This is a genomic window from Intestinibacillus sp. NTUH-41-i26 (assembly GCF_032769475.1).
GTDB classification, from domain to species: domain Bacteria; phylum Bacillota; class Clostridia; order Oscillospirales; family Butyricicoccaceae; genus Agathobaculum; species Agathobaculum ammoniilyticum.
In genome coordinates this window covers 2,169,920-2,190,000 of sequence record NZ_CP136477.1, presented here as the reverse complement: position 1 = coordinate 2,190,000, position 20,081 = coordinate 2,169,920, and the positions used below count along the sequence as shown (strand labels likewise).

General features: G+C 57.7%; 15 protein-coding genes, 2 rRNA genes and 2 pseudogenes (1 of these 19 cut by a window edge). 11 read left to right on the top strand and 8 right to left on the bottom strand.

Annotated features, from left to right (window positions below; translation table 11 throughout):
• The 7 genes and pseudogenes from RX717_RS11225 to nrdG form a co-directional block, all read left to right on the top strand.
• A 23S ribosomal RNA gene (locus tag RX717_RS11225) occupies positions 1–2,685 on the top strand (it extends 158 nt beyond the left edge of the window).
• A 76-nt stretch (positions 2,686–2,761) separates the two neighbouring features.
• Positions 2,762–2,878: ribosomal RNA gene (rrf, locus tag RX717_RS11220) — 5S ribosomal RNA — on the top strand.
• A gap of 130 nt (positions 2,879–3,008) precedes the next feature.
• A complete protein-coding gene (locus tag RX717_RS11215) occupies positions 3,009–4,541 on the top strand; it encodes a DUF1538 domain-containing protein (RefSeq protein WP_107631858.1) in 1,533 nt (510 codons plus the stop codon).
• Positions 4,534–5,232 carry a hypothetical protein gene (locus RX717_RS11210; protein WP_107631859.1) on the top strand — a complete coding sequence of 233 codons (699 nt, stop codon included), beginning with the start codon at positions 4,534–4,536 and terminating at the stop codon, positions 5,230–5,232. Before RX717_RS11215 ends, RX717_RS11210 begins: the two co-directional genes overlap by 8 nt.
• 348 nt (positions 5,233–5,580) lie before the next feature.
• Complete coding sequence (locus RX717_RS11205) at positions 5,581–7,914, top strand: anaerobic ribonucleoside triphosphate reductase (protein WP_107631860.1); 2,334 nt, start codon at positions 5,581–5,583, stop codon at positions 7,912–7,914.
• A 60-nt stretch (positions 7,915–7,974) separates the two neighbouring features.
• Positions 7,975–8,118: pseudogene (nrdD, locus tag RX717_RS11200) on the top strand (anaerobic ribonucleoside-triphosphate reductase); the annotation flags it as partial.
• A complete protein-coding gene (gene nrdG / locus RX717_RS11195; RefSeq protein ID WP_054327061.1) occupies positions 8,118–8,627 on the top strand; it encodes an anaerobic ribonucleoside-triphosphate reductase activating protein in 510 nt (169 codons plus the stop codon). The pseudogene nrdD and the gene nrdG, both read left to right, overlap by 1 nt.
• Before the next feature lie 41 nt (positions 8,628–8,668).
• Here nrdG and RX717_RS11190 read toward each other — a convergent pair whose 3' ends face one another.
• Genes RX717_RS11190 through tsaE form a run of 4 tightly spaced genes read right to left on the bottom strand, consistent with a single transcriptional unit; the run spans position 8,669 to position 11,077 of the window.
• On the bottom strand, positions 8,669–9,241 hold the full coding sequence (locus tag RX717_RS11190) for a GNAT family N-acetyltransferase (RefSeq protein WP_159068196.1): 573 nt from the start codon (positions 9,239–9,241) through the stop codon (positions 8,669–8,671).
• A 56-nt stretch (positions 9,242–9,297) separates the two neighbouring features.
• Positions 9,298–9,927 (bottom strand): uracil phosphoribosyltransferase, encoded by a 630-nt coding sequence (gene upp / locus RX717_RS11185; protein WP_107631862.1) that lies wholly within the window; start codon positions 9,925–9,927, stop codon positions 9,298–9,300.
• A gap of 26 nt (positions 9,928–9,953) precedes the next feature.
• Complete coding sequence (tsaB, locus tag RX717_RS11180; protein WP_107631863.1) at positions 9,954–10,655, bottom strand: tRNA (adenosine(37)-N6)-threonylcarbamoyltransferase complex dimerization subunit type 1 TsaB; 702 nt, start codon at positions 10,653–10,655, stop codon at positions 9,954–9,956.
• Positions 10,652–11,077: a tRNA (adenosine(37)-N6)-threonylcarbamoyltransferase complex ATPase subunit type 1 TsaE gene (gene tsaE / locus RX717_RS11175; RefSeq protein ID WP_107631864.1), complete on the bottom strand. Its 426-nt coding sequence runs from the start codon at positions 11,075–11,077 to the stop codon at positions 10,652–10,654. Before tsaE ends, tsaB begins: the two co-directional genes overlap by 4 nt.
• A 162-nt stretch (positions 11,078–11,239) precedes the next feature.
• On the opposite strand from tsaE, the gene RX717_RS11170 reads away from it, so the two are divergent.
• Positions 11,240–11,773, top strand: coding sequence for a zinc ribbon domain-containing protein (locus tag RX717_RS11170; RefSeq protein ID WP_107631865.1), 534 nt, complete (start codon positions 11,240–11,242; stop codon positions 11,771–11,773).
• 4 nt (positions 11,774–11,777) lie between these two features.
• On the opposite strand, the gene abc-f is transcribed toward RX717_RS11170, so the two are convergent.
• Together abc-f and RX717_RS11160 are read right to left on the bottom strand one after the other, a co-directional pair.
• Positions 11,778–13,253, bottom strand: coding sequence for a ribosomal protection-like ABC-F family protein (gene abc-f, locus RX717_RS11165; RefSeq protein WP_107631866.1), 1,476 nt, complete (start codon positions 13,251–13,253; stop codon positions 11,778–11,780).
• A 277-nt stretch (positions 13,254–13,530) separates the two neighbouring features.
• Positions 13,531–14,373 (bottom strand): aldo/keto reductase, encoded by an 843-nt coding sequence (locus tag RX717_RS11160; RefSeq protein ID WP_307718894.1) that lies wholly within the window; start codon positions 14,371–14,373, stop codon positions 13,531–13,533.
• A gap of 169 nt (positions 14,374–14,542) precedes the next feature.
• On the opposite strand from RX717_RS11160, the gene RX717_RS11155 reads away from it, so the two are divergent.
• Together RX717_RS11155 and RX717_RS11150 are read left to right on the top strand one after the other, a co-directional pair.
• A complete protein-coding gene (locus RX717_RS11155; protein ID WP_242977945.1) occupies positions 14,543–15,061 on the top strand; it encodes a sigma-70 family RNA polymerase sigma factor in 519 nt (172 codons plus the stop codon).
• Positions 15,045–16,025 carry a hypothetical protein gene (locus RX717_RS11150; RefSeq protein ID WP_107631868.1) on the top strand — a complete coding sequence of 327 codons (981 nt, stop codon included), beginning with the start codon at positions 15,045–15,047 and terminating at the stop codon, positions 16,023–16,025. The genes RX717_RS11155 and RX717_RS11150 overlap by 17 nt, the downstream gene beginning before the upstream one ends.
• Positions 16,026–16,068: 43 nt before the next feature.
• On the opposite strand, the gene RX717_RS11145 is transcribed toward RX717_RS11150, so the two are convergent.
• Positions 16,069–17,001 (bottom strand): AEC family transporter, encoded by a 933-nt coding sequence (locus RX717_RS11145; RefSeq protein WP_054327074.1) that lies wholly within the window; start codon positions 16,999–17,001, stop codon positions 16,069–16,071.
• Between the two features lie 72 nt (positions 17,002–17,073).
• Positions 17,074–18,745 (bottom strand): annotated as a pseudogene (locus RX717_RS11140) (formate--tetrahydrofolate ligase).
• A gap of 168 nt (positions 18,746–18,913) precedes the next feature.
• Between RX717_RS11140 and RX717_RS11135 the strand changes: the two are divergent.
• Positions 18,914–20,044: an FtsW/RodA/SpoVE family cell cycle protein gene (locus RX717_RS11135; RefSeq protein ID WP_054327076.1), complete on the top strand. Its 1,131-nt coding sequence runs from the start codon at positions 18,914–18,916 to the stop codon at positions 20,042–20,044.
• Positions 20,045–20,081 lie beyond the last annotated feature (37 nt).

Here is a 20,081-nt window from a genome sequence, read left to right as displayed (position 1 = left end):
GAATCCATAGGTTATGGTGGGGAACCGCCTGAACTGAAACATCTAAGTAGGGCGAGGAAGAGAAATCAACCGAGATTCCGCAAGTAGTGGCGAGCGAACGCGGAAGAGGCCAAACCGGAAGTAGCAATATTTTCGGGGTTAGGACGGCAACATGTAGCTTTTATTCTTAACTGAATGCTTTGGGAAGAGCAACGAAACAGGGTGATAGTCCCGTAAGTGAAAGGAATAAAGCGCTAGCCGGATCCAGAGTACCTGCGGACACGTGAAACCCGCAGGGAATATGGGGGGACCATCCTCCAAGCCTAAATACTACTCAGTGACCGATAGTGGAGCAGTACCGTGAGGGAAAGGTGAAAAGTACCCCGGGAGGGGAGTGAAAAAGAACCTGAAACCTTGTGCCTACAAGCACCGAGAGCACGTTAAAGTGTGATCGGGTACTTTTTGTAGAACGGTCCGGCGAGTTAATATTTGCAGCGAGGTTAAGGTACTGGAGTACCGGAGCCGTAGCGAGAGCGAGTCTGAAAAGGGCGTATGAAGTTGCAGGTATTAGACCCGAAACCGGGTGACCTATCCATGAGCAGGCTGAAGCGGTGGTAAGACACCGTGGAGGGCCGCACCCACGTCTGTTGAAAAAGCCGGGGATGACTTGTGGATAGCGGAGAAATTCCAATCGAACTCGGAGATAGCTGGTTCTCCCCGAAATAGCTTTAGGGCTAGCGTTATTTTAGATTACCGGAGGTAAAGCACTGAATGGGCTAGGGGCCGCGAGGTTACCGAACCCTATCAAACTCTGAATGCCGGCTAATTGATGAATAGCAGTCAGACTACGTGAGATAAGTCTCGTGGTCAAAAGGGAAACAGCCCAGATCTACAGCTAAGGTCCCAAATGAACGCTAAGTGGAAAATGATGTGAAACTGCGAAGACAACCAGGATGTTGGCTTAGAAGCAGCCACTCATTCAAAGAGTGCGTAATAGCTCACTGGTCGAGTGGTTTTGCGCAGAAAATGTAACGGGGCTAAGCGTTCAACCGAAGCTTAGGCATTGCAGTAATGCATTGGGTAGGGGAGCGTCGTATAAGAGGCGAAGTCAGAGCGGAAGCACTGGTGGATTTTATACGAGTGAGAATGCCGGAATAAGTAGCGAGAATTATGTGAGAATCATAATGGCCGAAAATCTAAGGTTTCTTGGGGAAGGTTCGTCCGCCCAAGGTTAGTCGGGAGCTAAGGCGAGGCCGAAAGGCGTAGTCGATGCACATACGGTAGAAATTCCGTAACCACCGAACTTTAAGCATAAGGGACGCTTTCATTAAGGTTAACCCGGGCGATGGTTGCCCCGGGCGTAAGGGACCGAAATTTAGTAGGGAAGTAACTGGCGTGAGAGACGAGAAAAGCTTATGTGTATACTAAGGTGCCCGTACCGCAAACCGACACAGGTAGATGGGATGAGTATTCTAAGGCCAACGGGAGAAGGGTTGTTAAGGAACTCGGCAAATTGGCCCCGTAACTTCGGGATAAGGGGCGCCTGCGAGAGCAGGCCGCAGTGAAAAGGCCCAAGCGACTGTTTAGCAAAAACACAGCTCTCTGCTAAATCGAAAGATGACGTATAGGGGGTGACGCCTGCCCGGTGCTGGAAGGTTAAGGGGAGTGCTTAGCGCAAGCGAAGGTGCGAACTTAAGCCCCAGTAAACGGCGGCCGTAACTATAACGGTCCTAAGGTAGCGAAATTCCTTGTCAGGTAAGTTCTGACCCGCACGAATGGCGTAACGATTTGGGCACTGTCTCAACAGCCCGCCCGGCGAAATTGTAGTACCGGTGAAGATGCCGGTTTCCCGCAACTAGACGGAAAGACCCCATGGAGCTTCACTGTAGCTTGATATTGGATCTCGGTATTCCATGTACAGGATAGGTGGGAGCCTGGGAAGCAAGTGCGCCAGCATTTGTGGAGGCAACCTTGGGATACCACTCTTGGGATATTGGGATTCTAACCTGCGGCCATGAATCTGGTCGGGGGACACTGTCAGGTGGGCAGTTTGACTGGGGCGGTCGCCTCCTAAAGAGTAACGGAGGCGCTCAAAGGTTCGTTCAGCACGGACGGAAATCGTGCACTGAGTGTAAACGCATAAACGAGCCTAACTGCGAGAATGACGGTTCGAGCAGTAACGAAAGTTGGAGTTAGTGATCCGGCGGTATGTGAATGGAAATGCCGTCGCTCAACGGATAAAAGCTACCCTGGGGATAACAGGCTGATCTCCCCCAAGAGTCCACATCGACGGGGAGGTTTGGCACCTCGATGTCGGCTCATCGCATCCTGGGGCTGAATTCGGTCCCAAGGGTTTGGCTGTTCGCCAATTAAAGCGGTACGCGAGCTGGGTTCAGAACGTCGTGAGACAGTTCGGTCCCTATCTGTTGCGGGCGCAGGAATATTGAGAGGAGCTGTCCTTAGTACGAGAGGACCGGGATGGACGTACCGCTGGTGCACCAGTTGTTCCGCCAGGGGCATAGCTGGGTAGCTAAGTACGGACGAGATAAACGCTGAAGGCATCTAAGCGTGAAACTCCCCTCGAGATAAGTGTTCCCATCCTTTATGGAGTAAGGCCCCTTGTAGACTACAAGGTTGATAGGTCAGGAGTGGAAGTGCAGTAATGTATGCAGCGGACTGATACTAATAGGCCGAGGGCTTGACCTCATATTAGAGGCAATCTCAGATTTTACTCTTTGTTTGCCATAGTTATTGTTCAGTTTTCAAGGTGTAATCCTGAACAGTGCGTGTTAATGGTGACGAGGGTACACCTGTTCCCATTCCGAACACAGTAGTTAAGCTCGTTTACGGTGACAATACTTGGCTGGCGACGGCCCGGGAAGATAACTCAACGCGCACATAAAAAACGCCAATCCGTTAAGGGTTGGCGTTTTGTTTTTGTTAAGATTGGCTCTGACCGCTGGTACAGAACGCATTTTTCTGGTATGATAATATTAAGATTGTATTAAGATGGTGCTGGAGGAATGTGAATGAACAAAATCCTGAAAGAAAAATTGATGGAGTCGCTGTCTTCGGTACTCCCAATTACAGTGATCGTTTTACTGCTTAGCGTTACAGTGGCGCCTATGCCTGTCGGAACGTTGACTCTCTTTTTGACAGGTGCGGTGCTTTTGATTATTGGAATGGCCTTTTTTTCGCTCGGTACGGATGTCTCTATGACGCCTATGGGCGAAGGTATCGGCGCGCAGCTGCCGAAAACGAAAAATCTGGCGATTGTTATCGGTATTACGCTGCTGATTGGTATTTTGATCACGATTGCAGAGCCGGACCTGCAGGTTTTGGCGGAGCAGGTACCATCCATCCCTAATGCCATGCTGATCTGGACAGTAGCGGCTGGCGTCGGCCTGTTCTTCGTGATTGCCATGCTGCGTACCCTGTTCAAGATCCGACTGGCGAATCTGTTGATTATGTTTTACATCGGCGTTTTCGTGCTTTCTATTTTTGTCCCCAACGAATTCGTTTCGGTGGCGTTCGATTCGGGCGGCGTGACGACCGGCCCGATTACGGTTCCGTTCATCATGGCGCTCGGCATCGGCCTGGCCTCCATCCGTGGTGACCGTGACGCGCAGGACGACAGCTTCGGTTTGGTTGCGCTGTGCAGCATTGGGCCGATTCTGGCCGTGCTACTACTGGGGATTTTCTATCGCGGCGGCGATCCCAGCTATACGCCGGTCACAGTGCCGGAGGTGCAGGACACGCAGCAGGTAGCGCTGGTATTCCTGCACGATCTGCCGGAGTATATTAAAGAGGTATGCTCCGCGCTTTTCCCGATTATCATTTTCTGCGCGATATTCCAGCTTGTTTTCCGGCGTTTCCGCCGGCTGCAGCTACAGAAAATCGGCGTCGGCTTTATTTATACTTTTGTTGGGCTGGCACTGTTTCTGACTGGTGTAAACGTCGGTTTTATGCCGGCCGGCCATTTCCTGGGACAACAGCTCGCCGGCGGGGGACATAGCTGGCTGCTGGTGCCGCTTGGCATGCTGATCGGCTATTTTCTAGTCACGGCCGAACCCGCAGTACATGTTCTGAACAAACAGGTAGAGATGATTACAAACGGCGCGGTATCCCAGCGCGCTATGATGCTGAGCCTTTCCATCGGCGTAGCCTGCTCGGTAGGCATGTCCATGCTGCGTGTGCTGACAGGGCTGTCGATTTACTGGATTTTGGTGCCGGGTTATACGGTCGCACTGGGGCTGACCTTTCTGGTACCCAAAATATTCACCGGTATCGCGTTCGACTCCGGCGGCGTGGCCTCCGGACCGATGACGACGACCTTTCTGCTGCCGTTTGCAATGGGCGCCTGTGAGGCGATGGGTGGCAATGTATTGACCGATGCGTTTGGAATTGTGGCGATGGTTGCAATGACCCCCTTGCTTACGATACAAATTCTTGGTATTCTATATAGGAAGAAGCAACGCCTTACCGAAGCGGAGGAGGAACTGCCCGCCGCAGAGGATGAGGATGAAATCATCGTATTACAGGAGGACACGCCGCATGAGTGAGTATCAGCCTCAGATGACGGTACACAGCGCAGTCGAGCTTGTTGTAGCGGTGGTCGATACGGCGCAGGCTGAGAGCGTGCTGCGTGTTTATCGGGAAAATCGCGCGCTGGTCAGCTTTGAGTGCATGGCGCGGGGGACTGCGCGCACGGAAGTGCTTGACCTGCTCGGCCTGGGCGAAACATCGAAAGCGATCGTGATGTGTCTTGCTGGGCATCAACTGGCGCAGCATCTGCTGGAACGGCTCGGCTATGAGCTGAAAATGCGTTACCCAGGCCGCGGCATCGCCTTTTCGGTGCCGGTCACAGGAATCGGTGTGCGTTGGCACAAGCTGCTGACACAGGCAGAACAAACGGAGGTGTTGGATATGGACAGAGCGGAAAAGAAGGACGGCTTTGACGTGGTCGCGGTCGTCATGGAGCAGGGGTATACCAATCTGGTCATGGATGTCGCGCGGAAAGCGGGCGCCCGCGGCGGTACGGTGATCTCCGCCCGCGGCATCGCGGAGGATGAGGTTAAGCAGTTTTTCGGCATCGAGATACAGGCGGAAAAGGAGATTGTTTTCCTCGTGGTCAAGAGCGAGGAGAAGCAGGAGATCATGACCGCTATTATGAAAGCGGTCGGCATGAAAACCAAAAGCCACGGCATTGTCCTGTCGCTTCCGGTATCCAACGCGATCGGTTTGGCGGATTAAACCGAACAGAGCGCCTGCACTATATATTGTGTGATATATGGTGCGGGCGTTTTTGCGTCTTCCGGTAGCTTTCCACACTGCGGACACAGCTTTATCCACAGGAGGCAGGCTGTCCACAGGGGATTATTCACATGGTCCACAGGGGGAAAAAGAAAAGATTAGAAAATGCAACAAGAAAAAATGCGGATTTCTTGTGATTCTGCCAAAAAGCCGAAATGGGCTTGACATTGTATAGGGATAGGGGTAAAATATCAAATACAGGCACAATATATGGTGCAGAAAAATGAAAAACACTACGAAATTTAGTGAGCGCCGCAAACGGCGGCGAAAAGGAAAGGGACAGCGAATATGATCCAGCAGATCATCAAAAGGGACGGCCGCCGTGCGCCCTTTGAAATTGATAAGATTGCAAGCGCGATCTTCGGCGCGGCGCAGGCGTCGGGCGGCCAGGACTATGAAATGGCGCGCGATCTGGCCGGACAGGTGGAAAAAGCGCTGGAAGCCGCTGCTGGAGACGAGATCCCTACCGTTGAGCAGATACAAGATACGGTAGAGAAGGTGCTGATTAAAAACGGACATGCCCGCACGGCAAAAAAGTATATCCTCTACCGGAATGAGCGCACACGCGTGCGCGAGATGAACACCAAACTGATGAAAGTGTACGAGGATCTGACTTTCCAGTCCTCGCTCGAAAACGATGTCAAGCGCGAAAACGCCAACATCGACGGCGATACCGCGATGGGTACTATGCTCAAGTATGGTTCAGAGGGCGCCAAACAGTTCTATGAGATGTTTATTCTCGACCCTGCGCACGCCAAGGCGCACCGCGAAGGCGATATCCATATTCACGACCTGGATTTTCTGACGCTGACAACAACCTGTTGCCAGATCGACCTATTGCAGTTGTTCTCCGGCGGTTTTTCGACGGGGCATGGATTCTTGCGCGAGCCGAACGATATCCGTTCATATTCCGCGCTGGCCTGTATCGCCATTCAGTCCAACCAGAATGACCAGCATGGCGGACAGTCCGTTCCCAACTTCGACTACTCGATGGCGCCGGGGGTGAAGAAGACCTTCCGCAAGCTGTTCCGCGACAATCTGGCGAAAGCGCTGGAAGTATATGGCGCAGATGAGAACAATGAGGTGGATGCCGCGGCGCTGACCGAACGGCTCGAACGCCAGACCGGCAAATGGGCCTGTCTGGCGGGGAGGAACGGCTATGACGAGGCCCTGAACGCCGCGCTGGGGGAGAACCTTGGCACGGAGGCGGCGGCCAAATGCGTGCGCTTCGCTCGCAAATACGCAGATAAGGAAACCCGTAAGGCCACCTATCAGGCCATGGAGGCGTTGGTACATAACCTCAATACCATGCATTCCCGCGCGGGCGCGCAGATCCCGTTTTCCTCGCTCAATTACGGCACGGATACCTCGCCCGAGGGGCGTCTGGCGACAGAGCAGCTTCTGCTGGCGACCGAGGCGGGACTGGGCAACGGCGAAACGCCGATCTTCCCGATCCATATCTTCAAGGTCAAGGAAGGGATCAATTACAACGAAACCGACCCAAACTACGACCTGTTCAAGTTGGCCTGCCGCGTGTCGGCCAAGCGAATGTTCCCGAACTTCTCGTTCCTGGACGCACCGTTCAACCGCAAATATTACAAGCCCGGCCATCCGGAAACCGAATGCGCTTACATGGGCTGCCGTACCCGCGTGATCGCCAACCGGTATGATCCCACGCGCGAGATTGTCACCGGCCGCGGCAACCTGTCGTTCACGTCGATCAACCTGCCGCGTATCGCGATCCGCAGCCACGGCGATATCGACTGGTTCTTTGAGGATCTCGACCGGAAGATCGATCTGGTATTCGATCAGCTGCTGGCCCGCTTCCGGATACAGGCGGCGAAAAAGGTGCGCAATTATCCGTTCCTCATGGGCGAGGGCGTATGGATCGACTCAGATAAGCTCGGACCGGACGATACGGTGGGCGAGGTGCTCAAGCACGGTACCCTGACGCTTGGCTTCATCGGCTTGGCGGAAACGCTCAAGGCACTGATCGGCAAGCATCACGGGGAAAGCGACGAAGCGCAGAACCTGGGTCTGGAGATCGTCAGCCACATGCGCGAGCGGGTGGATAAGGCGGGCGAAAAATACGGCCTGAACTTCTCCCTGATTGCGACGCCGGCAGAGGGGCTGTCCGGCCGCTTCGTCAAGATCGACCGCCAGAAGTACGGAAAGATCGAGGGCGTGACCGATCGGGATTACTATACGAATTCGTTCCATGTACCGGTATATTATCCGATCTCGGCGTTTGAAAAGATTGTGCGAGAGGCGCCCTACCACGAACTGACCAATGGCGGCCACATCAGCTATATCGAGCTGGACGGCGACCCGACGCAGAATTTGGAGGCGTTTGAGGCGGTAGTCCGCGCGATGAAAGAGGCGGGTATCGGCTATGGCGCCATCAACCATCCGATCGACCGCGACCCTGTGTGCGGCTATACCGGCATCATCGGTGAAACCTGCCCGCGTTGCGGCCGGCATGAGGGCGAGGGCGTGCCGCTTTCCAAGCTGCAGAAGCTCGGCCTTTACAAGAATTTGAACAGTATGACGCTCGGCTACCACGGCGATCCTGCGGAGGAAGCCGACCGTCAGCCCAATACATTGAAAATCGTCAAGGATTGAGAAAGGAAGCGTACGATTATGGAAGAAAAGGTAATGCAGGAGCAGTTGATCGGCGAGGGTGTCGGCTTTGAGCGTATCCGCCGTATCACGGGCTATCTGGTCGGCACGCTCGATCGGTTCAATAACGCCAAGCGCGCGGAGGAGCATGACCGCGTAAAGCACACAGTAGCGTGCTGCTCGCTGGAAGAGGAGCATACGGCGTAATGGAAGGGTCCATACGCATTGCGGGTACGGTCGGGGAGTCGATTGTCGACGGCCCCGGCTTCCGCTATACTCTGTTCACGCAGGGTTGCCCACATCACTGCCCGGGCTGCCACAATCCGCAGACGCACGATTTTGCGGGCGGCAGGGATATGGAGCTAGAAGCCCTGCTGCGCGATATGTGCAAAAACCCGCTGGTAAAGGGCGTGACCTTTTCCGGAGGCGAACCGTTTTGTCAGCCCGAGCCACTGTACCGGCTGGCGGTTGAGCTGAAGAAGAAGGGGAAGCACCTGATGGCGTATTCCGGCTATACGTTCGAAGAGCTTCTGGGGCTGCCCGATCCCTCTGTGAAAAAGCTGCTTTCCCAGCTTGACCTGCTGGTAGACGGGCGGTTTATCGAGGCTGAACGCAATATCGAGCTGCGGTTCCGCGGCAGCGAAAACCAGCGCGTGCTGGATGTCCCCCGGTCGCTTGCAGAGCAAGCGCCGGTCTGGGCGGAGCAATACCGTTAATGAAGAAAACCCGCCTGAAAAGGCGGGTTTTGGTTTGACTTTCAGGCATCGGCGCTGTCCTCAGCCGTTGCTTGTCCCTGCGTCAGCGGCTGGTCGAGCGCACAGACGATATGCGGCATGTCCTTGCCGCGGTAATGCTTGCTGATCTGCCCGACGGCCTGCATCCCGCATTGGGCGGCGACACGCAGAGAGGGCAGGTTGTTGGGGCGGATGGTCGCGACCACACGCACCGCGCCGAGCACGCCGAACGCATAGCGGATGCAGGCACGGGCGCATTCCACGCCGTAGCCCTGCCCCCACAGCTCGCGCCGGACGATATAGCCGATCCCGATCTCAGCCCGCTCTTGGAGCTGCTCGACCAGAGGGCCAGCAAGCGCGACAAGCGCGCCGGTCTGCCGGCTTAGCGCAGCAAAATAACCGCAGCCGTCCTCTCGGTAACGGTGCAGCATGTCGGCGATCCAGTCGCAGACCTCCTCATAGGAAAACGCATGCTCCCAAGCATACATGGTCTGTACATCCTGCAGGATCGGGGCGACAAGGCCAAAATCATCCGCGCGCAGCCGCCGGAAGCGCAGGCGGTCGGACTCGATCTCATAATGCTGAATTTCTTCCATTTGAAAAGCTCCCATGAAAATGGTGCGGCGTTAGCCGCACCATCTTTTTGTTTTTTTTACTTGGTGCCGAAGATCCGGTCGCCCGCGTCCCCCAGGCCGGGTACGATATAGCCGTGGTCGTTGAGCTTGTCGTCGATGGCGGCAACAAAGATCTCGACGTCCGGATGCGCCTTCTGAACAGTTTCGACGCCTTCCGGCGCGGCGATCAGGTTCATCAGCTTGATGTGCTTAACGCCGCGGCGCTTGAGCCCGTCGATCGCGGCGACCGCGGAGCCGCCAGTGGCGAGCATGGGGTCGAGCAGGAGTACGTCGCGCTCCTCGATATCGTTCGGGAGCTTGCAGTAGTACTCGATCGGCTGCAGCGTCTCCGGATTACGGTACAGGCCGATGTGTCCGACCTTGGCAGCCGGAATCATCTCCAGCATACCCTCCACCATGCCGAGGCCGGCACGCAGGATGGGGACCAGCGCGATCTTCTTGCCGGAGATCACCTGTACGCGCGCCTCGGAAACCGGCGTTTCGATTGTGATTTCCTTGAGCGGCAGGTCGCGGGTGGCCTCATAGCACATCAGCATCGCGATCTCACGGGCCGCCTCGCGGAACTCCTTAACGCCGGTGGTCTTGTCCCGCATCAGGCTGAGCTTATGCTTGATCAGCGGATGATTCATTTCGTGAACGGTTGCCATAATCGTTGTCTCCTTTATTCTGAAATTCATTGTTGCCCGGAAAGCCGTTTGAGACGCTCCCGTTCGGCCTGCGGGCGGCGCAGGTAAAAGACATCAAGCGCCTGCGGCGGGCAGGTCTGGCCTGCTTTCAAAAGGGGCAGGGCGGCGGCCGCCACGCCGAAGCCTGTGGGGTACCGCAATTCGGGCGGCGCAAGACGCAGGCAGGGACATCGTTCCTTAAGGGTATTATAACATAGATCGGCCCCGTCTCCAACCAGAAAATACGGCGCTCCGCCGATTTCTTCGCCCAGATCGGCCAGCCGCAGCGCACGGTCGCTGCACAGACGGCGCGGCGCGCCGTTTTCGACCGTGAACAGGGCGTTGTATACCTGTCCGGCGCGGGCGTCCATCACGCAGCAGAGCGGGCCACCCAGCACCCGCGCGCCCCAGGCCATCGCTTCCAGCGTGGATACGCCGACGCAGGGCTTGCCCGCGCCGAGCGCAAGCCCTTTGACCGTCGCCACGCCAATGCGTACGCCGGTGAACGAGCCGGGGCCGTGTGCAACCGCGATGGCGTCGATCTTGTCCAAGGATACACCGCAGTTGGCGAGCAGATCCTCCGCCATGGGCAGCAGCGTGCGCGAGTGCGTCAGGCCGCAATTTTGGAAAGACTGTGCGACCAGCCGCTCATCCTCAATGAGCGCGACGGACGCGCTGACCGCTGAGGATTCGAATGCAAGTATCTTCAAGCGGATACCTCCCCAATCGTGACCGCTCGGTCGTTTTCAGCATTTCCGTACGAAATATGCACGGTTTTATAGGAATCCGGCAAAATATCGGCCGCGTTTTCGCTCCATTCGATCAGCACAATGCGATCCCCGCCCAAATATTCGTCAAAGCCGATCTCGAACAGCGCCTCGCTGTCCAGGATGCGGTACAGGTCGAAATGCGCCACACGCCCGGCGGGCGTGTCATATTCGTTGGCGATCGCAAAGGTCGGGCTGGTCACACGGCCCTTGTATCCCAGACCGCGCAGCACGCCGCGCGTGAACGCGGTCTTTCCCGCGCCCAGGTCGCCGGAAAACGCGACCACGTCGCCTAGGCGCAGCGACCGCGCATATTCCGCGCCGAGGGCTTCGGTCTCCTCGGGGGAGTGGGTGATATATTCCATCAAAACACCTTTTCTATACATTCTCTAACTATCATACCACGGCGGGACGCAAATGGCAAGGCGCAGGCCGGCGCGGCGCTTTGCCGGAATTTTATGCGCACCGCACTGCGGATTTAACACAGGGGTGCTATACTGGAAGCGAAAACAGGGGAGGGGAACGGCATGAGCTTCAAAAAGGCAGAAATCGCAGGAGTTAGCCTGCTCGCGGCGGCGTTGGCGGTGCTTCTGTATACCGCGGTTCGGCACGACTGGCCCGCATGGGAAACGCCGTGGACGATCGGGGGCGCCCTTCTGCTGGCGGTCGCGGGTACGGCGGTGCTGCTCGCCGGCTACCGCTGCCCGTATTGCGGCAAGGGGCTGAAGTTCGGCGCGCGATACTGCACGCATTGCGGCTCCTCGCTCGAGGACTGCGGCCGCATCCGGCGGGACCATGCGCCGCCCGCATCGGCAAAGCTGCCACGCGGCCATGTGTGGGCGGCACGCCTGCGCTGGGCGCTTTCCGTGCCGGTGTTTCTCGCGCTGGCGTGCAGCCCTTATGCCGCCTGGGAGCGGCTGGCGCTGGCCGTGCTGATCGGCAGCTACCTGCTGGCCGAAGTCGGCATCGCGTGCCTATGGATGAGATGCCCGCACTGCGGGAAGCCCCTGAACGGCGGGGAGGAACACTGCCCCCGCTGCGGGGTGCGGCTGGAGAGGTAAACGGTCACAGCCGCACGGTTTCGGTGGCGATCTTTTCGCAGAATGCGCGGTCGTGCTCGACGAACAGCAGTGTGGGCTGGTACGCGAGCAGGAGCTGCTCGATCTGCATGCGGGAAAATACGTCGATATAGTTGAGCGGCTCGTCCCACAGATACAGGTGCGCCTGCTCGCAGAGACTGCGGGCAAGCAGCACCTTTTTCTTTTGCCCGGCGCTGTAATCCGCCATATCCTTTTCAAACTGCACGCGGGCAAAGTCCAGCTTGCGCAGGATGGAGAGGAACAACGTGCGGTCCACGCTGCAGGCATCGGCATAGCCAGTCAGGCTGCCGGAGAGGAAGGACGCGTCCTGCGGCACATAGGACACGGTCAGCCCGCTGCCCAGCCGCACTGTGCCGGTGTGCGGGATATCCTGACCGGCGATCAGCTTGAGCAGGCTGGATTTGCCGCTGCCGTTTCGTCCGGTGAGTGCGATGCGCGCGCCGCGCGTCACCGCAAGGCGCACGTCCGCGACGACCGGCGCGCCGCCGTACTGCACGGCCACGTCGGTCAGTTCGGCAAGCGCCTGCGCGCGGTAGGAGAGCGGGTGGAGCTTTAAATCGTCCACGCGCTCGACGTTGTGCAGCAGCCCCGCCTTTTGCTCCACCGCATCCAGCCGCCGCGCTTCCAGCGACTTGGCGCGTTGCATCATCTTGGCCGCCTTGTGGCCGATATAGCCCCGATCGGGACGCAGGCCGCTGTTGCGCGCGTGCTTTTCGGACTCGGTCCGATCCGACCAGCGGGCGGCGCGCTTGGCCGCTTCATCCAGCCGCCGGATATCCGCGCGTAAGCGCTCGTTTTCAGCCAGCTCAAAAGCGTCCATCTGTTCTTTATTGGAGAACCAGGACGAAAAATTGCCTTTTTGCAGCGAAATATCCGATTTATTGATCGAAAGGATGTGATCGACACAGCCATCCAAAAACGCGCGGTCATGCGAGACGAGCAGGAAGCCGCGCTTGCTTTTCAGGTAATCCGCCACCAGCGCGCGGGCTTCCGTGTCCAGATGGTTGGTCGGCTCGTCGATCAGCAGGAAGCGGTTTTCGCGCGCAAACAGCAACGCGAGCAACAACCGCATCTGCTCGCCGCCGGACAGCGAGCGGAACGGCCGGTACAGGATCTCGTCCGAAAGCGCCAGCCGGTGCAGCTCGCGCGCGAGCCGCCAGTATTCGTAGTCCGGCTGCACGTCCTCGACCACACCGATTGCGTCCTTGCACGGGTCGGGGATGGGAAAAGGGAAATAGTCGCACGGCACGGTGGAGCGGACCGCGCCGCCGCAGGGCAGCGCGCCTTGGAGCAGCCGCAGCAGCGTCGTTTTGCCGCGCCCGTTGCGGCCGACCAGACCGAGCCGCCAGTCGGTGTCCAGCCGGAGGGAAACGTTCTCAAAGATAGCGTCATAGCTGCCCTCATAGGCAAAGGTCAGATTGGAAATTTCGATGACAGACATAAAAATGCACCTCCTACGCATGAAAAACGGTGCAGGACGACGCAGACCGCTTCCCACGCGCAAAAAGGCGCAGAAAAAGGCGGCAAAGACAAAATAAGCGCTCCTGCAAGCGGGTGCGGCAAACCAAAGCGGTCTGCCAGCCCAATGAATCCTGCAAGAAGAGCTTATTTCATCCTTCCACCTCAAATCATTTATTAACGGGGTCAGTATACCGCATTCCGCGCGGCTTGTCAAGCAAAAATGCCAGCCGGCCGCTTGCGCGGCCGGCTGCGCCCGTTCAGGGCTGCTGCTTGGGAAAGTCCGGATGCAGGCCGGACCAGCCGAACTGCGGCAGGGTGAGGATGCGATCCATATCCGCGTCCGATATCGTAAAATCGAAAATGTCGAGATTGGCCGCCATACGTTCCGGCGCGGAGGACTTGGGCAGCGGCAGCACGCCGCGCTGTAGGGCAAAGCGGAGGCAGAGCTGCGCGACGGACTTCCCGTATCCGGCCGCCAGCTCGCGTAGGAACGGATCGTCCAGCACGCGCGTGCGGCCGAGCGGACTCCACGCCTCCGGCAGAATGCCGTGCGCCTTGCAGAATTCGACGTTCCAGGTCTGCGGGTAGCCCGGATGGAATTCGATCTGATTGACCATGGGCGCGACCTCCGCGGTTTCCATCAGGCTGCGCAGATGGTGGGGCAGGAAGTTGCTCACGCCGATCGCGCGAACGCGGCCCGCATGGTATAACTCCTCCAGGGCGCGCCAAGTGCCGCGGTCAAGCTCGGCCCACTCCGCGGAGAGGTCGTCCGGACGCGGCCAGTGGATCAGGTATAGGTCGAGGTAGTCTGTGCCGAGCTTTTCCAGAGAACGCTCGAATGCGTCGAGCGCCTGCCGGTAGCCCAGCTCGGTCTTCCACAGCTTGGAGGTTAGAAAAAGCATGCCGCGCGCCGCGCCGCATTGTTGGAGGGCGCGCCCCAGCTCGGCCTCGTTGCCATAAAAAGAAGCGGTGTCAAAATGGCGGTAGCCCGCGCGCAGAGCATTTTCGACGACTGCGGCGCTGTCGCAGTCCGCAAGATAAGTGCCATATCCAACGGCGGGAATAGACACACCGTTGGATAACGTAAAGTTTTCCATCATTTACACATCCTTGTCAGCAGAGGGTGGGTATGCTACATTGTAACAGGTTCAGTATATCATATCCTGTGGCGGAAAAAAAGATTTTTACACTTTGGAAAGAAGCAGGAGAAAATGCATGCAATATTTTTTTCACTGCAGGGGTCTAATAGGCAGAAAGGAGGAGGGAACGATGAGGGAAATCACAGCCCCGCCCTCTATGAGGGAGGCATTCGACCTTGACCATGCTATGGTGGCTTATGGCACCGACCTGTTGCGCCTGTGTACCCTGTACCTTGGCGACCGCACGCTGGCTGAGGATGCAGTGCAGGACACTTTTTTCCGCGCGTGGCGGTCAGGCGGCTTTCGCGGCGAGAGCGGTGAAAAAACGTGGCTGACGCGCATTGCGATCAATGTGTGCAAAAGCTATCTCCTGTCGCCATGGCACAAGCGCCGCGCGGACGGCGAAGCGCTTGCCGCCCTGCTGGCCGATGCGTCTGACGGGGCGGATGACACGCTGATTCGTGCGGTGCTGTCGCTCGCACCCAAATACCGAGCAGTCGTCCTGCTGCACTATTATGAGGGCTACAAGGCGCGTGAGATCGCACAGCTTCTGCATGTGCGGACGAACACCGTAGTTAGCCGGCTCAAACGGGCCAGGGAACAGCTTAAACCCATGCTGAAGGAGTGGTATTATGAGGAAAATATTTAGAGAAGAATGCAATGCCGCCTTGCAAAACGTAACATTTGACAACCGTCAACAGAAGGCGGTGCGCATGCGCGTAGAACGGTGCCATAAGCCGCGGCGCAGAATGAGAGGGATGGTAGCGGTTGCAGTTGCGGCGGCGCTGACGTTTTCCGGGGCATTTGCAGTACAGGCTGTGCGGGATAACATCCGGAATACCATGGCAAGTTGGGAGGATACGCATACGGGAACCGCGCTGGGGCTCAGTCAGTCGGACGCAGGCCTTACAGTTACGCTGGATGAAATATACGGGGACACATGGTATGTCTACCTTAAGGGGACGGTAGCCAGTGAAACAGAAAAGACGATGCGGGTGGATAACTGGACGAACCGTTCGGGAACGCAGTATGCCAATGCGGGTTTTTGTGACTGGGAGTTTACCATACCCGACCAGAAAACGCAGCTATCACATGGCAGCAATATAAGTTTCCTTAGCGTTAACGGGCAGGAGGATGCTCCGTTGGAGTTCCTGATTCGGCTGAGTGCAACGGATTTTGCGCTGACAGGCGAGGCGTCTGCTTTGTTTAACGGCTTTTGGTATGAGGCGGATGGCGAACTGCAAGAGTTGGACGGATGCTGGGAGTTTACTTTCCCAGTGGATCGTAACGATGATGGGGAGACATTGCTGGTCGGTAAATCCATTCAGACGGATGCTGGTACGGTGACCTTGGACTGCCTGCAATTTTCCGCGCTTGATATATCGGCTGAGTGGAGCGGCGCAAATGAAGCGCTGTTCGGCTGGGATCAGAGCAATACATATCTGCTGCTGAAATCAGGGGAACGAATCGGATGCCAATCGGCAGGTATTGAGGATGAGAATGGAGAAAAGACCCGAATGGAATTTGCACCATTTAATAATGGCCTCGGTCACATCTCTGCTGACGATGTGCAGGCAGTGGTGTTCGCCGGGCAGGAAATACCGGTTACATAACATAAAAGCCGCCCCATTCGGGCGGCTTTTTCCTGCCATATCCTCATATCAGCGCGTCGTATACTCCAATCATCACCGGCATAGTCACGATGGAAAGCAGCGTTGTCAGTACATACAGTGCGCTGGAATACGCGGCGTTGCGGTCGTAGAGCTGCGCGAGCGAGGTCACGGTCGCACAGGCGGGGGTGATACAGGCGAGATAGACGATCATCAGAATATTCTTTCCGTCCGCAATCCAGCCGGCCGCGCCGGCAGCCCGCAGCAGCAGCACGGTCACAAGCGGGAAGGCCAGCAGGCGGAGCAGCACGGGCAGATAATTGCGCGGCGTGGTGAACAGGCGCCGCAGCGGTGTGTCCGCGATGACCATGCCGGCCAGCAGCATGCCCAGCGGCCCGAACATATCGCCCAGCGTACCCAACGTGTCGTTGATAAGGGCGGGCAGCGGCACGCGCAGCAGGAACAACGCACAGCCAGCCACAATCGCGATAATATTGACGTTCAGGAAAAGCTTGCGCCATTCCATGCCGCGCGTGCCGCAGAGCAGGCTGCGGCAGTGCGTCCAGATCAGCACCTGCTGCACCACGATGAACGCGCAGGAATAAATGACGTATTCCGGACCGAGCAGCGCGTTCACAAGCGGGATGACCAGGATACCCGCGTTGGTGTAGATAACGGCGGTGCGTTCGATCACATCCAGATGCAGCGGACCGGCAAGCAGGCGGGTGAGCAACAGAAACAGGATGTGCGCCGCGATCGAAATGGCGAAGGAGAAGATAAGCCCGGCCATGACCTGCGGCGTGTATTCGACCTGGAAAGCGTTGATGATGACGCAGGGCGTGAGCAAGTATACCATGACGACCGATAGGCTGCGGCTGTCCTCCGGACGGAGCAGCTTTGCCCTTACGATGATGTAGCCCATCAGCAGGATGATGAACAGCTGGACGATCTCCCGCATCAGGATCAGGCTGATTTGCATGGGCGTTTTCCCTCCTTGTTGGGTTGAGGCAAGGCAAAGGCCGCCCCCAGGCGACCTTTGCGTCAGGAAGCGTTAGAACAGGCCGGTGATCCTGCCTTCCCGATCCACGTCGATATTTTCCGCAGCCGGTACCCTGGGCAGGCCGGGCATGGTCATGATCGCGCCGGTCTCGACGACGACAAAGCCCGCGCCTGCGGCCAGGCGCGCCGTGCGCACGTTGACCACAAATTCGGTTGGCCGGCCGAGCAGGGCCGGATCGTCGGACAGCGAATACTGCGTTTTCGCCACGCACACCGGCAGATGGCCGTAGCCCATTTCGGTGATGTTCGCCAGCTCCTTGTGCGCCGCCGGGGCGATGGTCACGCCCAGCGCGCCGTAGATCTCCTTGGCGATTCTGCGGATCTTATCCTCGAGCGGGAGGCTGTCCTCGTAGAGCATATGGAAGTCCGCTTTGCCCTCGTCCAGCACGGCGAGCACCTCGTTTGCAAGCGCCTTGCCGCCCTCGCCGCCCTTGGCGAACACCTCGGAGAGAGCCACGCGCACGCCGCGCTTTGCACAGTGCGCGCGGATGAAAGCGACCTCCTCCTCGGTATCGGTCGGGAACGAATTAATGGCCACAACCACCGGCACGCCGAACTTCTGCATGTTGTCCAGGTGCGCGTCCAGATTGCAGACGCCGCGTTCGAGCGCGGCCAGGTCGGGCGCGTTCAGCTCGGCCTTGGATACGCCGCCGTTGTATTTAAGCGCGCGCACGGTCGCTACGAGGACGATGCAGTCGGGCGAGAGGCCAGCCTTGCGGCACTTGATGTCCATGAATTTTTCCGCGCCAAGGTCCGCGCCGAAGCCGGCCTCGGTGATGGCGATGTCCGCGAGCTTTAAGGCGAGCTTGGTCGCCTGCACGCTGTTGCAGCCGTGCGCGATATTGGCGAACGGACCGCCGTGCATCAGGCAGGGGGTGCCTTCGAGCGTCTGCACCAGGTTGGGCTTGATCGCGTCCTTCATCAGCGCGGTCATCGCGCCTTCCGCATGCAGGTCACGCGCGAAGATTGGCTTGCCTGCGTAGGAATAGGCGACCAGAATGTCACCGAAGCGCTTTTTCAGGTCGTCCAAGTCGGAGGCTAGGCACAGGATCGCCATGATCTCGGAGGCGACCGTGATCATAAAATGGTCTTCGCGCGGCACGCCGTTCATTTTACCGCCCAGGCCGATCGTAATATTGCGTAGGCTGCGGTCGTTCATGTCCATCACGCGGGTGAAGATCACGCGACGCGGGTCGATGCCGAGCGCGTTGCCCTGCTGCATGTGGTTGTCCAGCATGGCGCAGAGAAGGTTGTTCGCGGCGGTGATAGCGTGCATATCGCCAGTAAAATGCAGGTTGATGTCCTCCATCGGCACAACCTGCGCATAGCCGCCGCCGGCCGCGCCGCCCTTGATGCCGAATACAGGACCGAGGGATGGCTCGCGTAGCGCGATCACCGCATTCTTGCCAAGCTTGGCCATCGCTTGACCGAGGCCGACGGTCGTGGTGGTCTTACCCTCGCCCGCGGGGGTGGGGTTGATGGCGGTGACGAGCACCAGCTTGCCGTTTTCATGGCCCTCCAGCTTGGTCCACACGTCTGTGGACAGCTTGGCCTTGTACTTGCCGTACAGCTCCAGGTCGTCCGCATCCAGCCCCGGCAGCCGCGGCGACTTCCGCGATCGGGCGCATCTGGCAGCTCTGCGCGATTTCGATATCGGATAACATAACATTTCCTCCCGTATAATTTACACAGTGTCAATATTATAACAATGTTCTGCACAGTTTTCCAGCGGTAGACGCGAAAAATTTGCTGAATTTGCGACTCGCAAACGGCGCTGCATTGTGGTATGATATAAAACAGGCGCAAATCCCATATAGAAAAGGAGGGGCGGCGTGGACGTTTTCAAAACCGTCAGACATTACCTGAAAAATACCGACCTTTATCTGCTTGTCCTCGCGCTTCTGTGCTCGGCGTATGGCATGGTGCTGATTTATTCGGCAACGCTCAATCCCGTGAGCGGGCTGGATGGCAGCACGCGCAACCTGTTCGTGCAGGCGGCGGCGATTATCATCGGCCTGGGCGCGTTTGTCGTGATGAGCCTGATTGACCTGGAAACCATGAGCGGCTGGTGGAAGATATTCGTGCTGCTCAATATTGGCCTGCAGATGCTGCTGTTCACCCCACTTGGGCAGGAGGTCAACGGCCAGCGCGCGTGGCTCAACCTGGGCGTGACCAGCCTGCAGCCGGGCGAGCTGGGCAAGCTGATTTTTATTTTTACGCTTGCCGCGCACATTTCCGAAATACGCGAGCACATCAGCGAATGGCGCGGCCTGTTCGTGATCGGCCTGCACACGCTCATCATGATGGGCGCGGTGGTCGTTGCCTCGGGCGATACTGGCATGGCGATCCAGTATTTTATGATCGCGCTGATTATGCTGTTTGCCGCGGGTCTGTCGATGAAGTGGATCGCCGTGGGCGCGGGGCTCGGGCTGGTCAGCATACCGTTCCTGTGGAATTTTGTCCTGGTGGGCTACCAGATCACGCGCATCCTGGTGCTGTTCGACCCGTCGATCGATCCGGATATCTCGCGCCAGGCGACCTACGGCAAGATCGCGATCGGCTCGGGGCAGCTCAGCGGGCAGGGCCTGACCAACGGCACGATGACGCAGATGCAGATTGTATCGGAAAACCAGACCGACTATATTTTTTCTGTCGCGGGCGAGGAGCTGGGCTTTATCGGCTGCATGCTCATCATCGGCCTGCTGACGCTGCTGATCCTGCGGCTGTTTTATGTTTCGTACCGCGCGTCAACGACGTTTTCGTCGCTGCTCGCCGTGGGGGTGTCGGGCATGTTCCTGTTCCAGACGTTTATGAATATCTTCATGAACGTCGGCCTGCTGCCTGTCATGGGATTGACGCTGCCGTTCTTCTCTTACGGCGGTACGTCGATCGTCACCATGTACGCAGCGCTGGGCATTGCCGCGGGCGTGCGTATGAGGGAAAAGCCGTCGTGGCTGCAGTAGCGCGCGGCCGGACGGAAAACGAAAACAGAAAAACGCG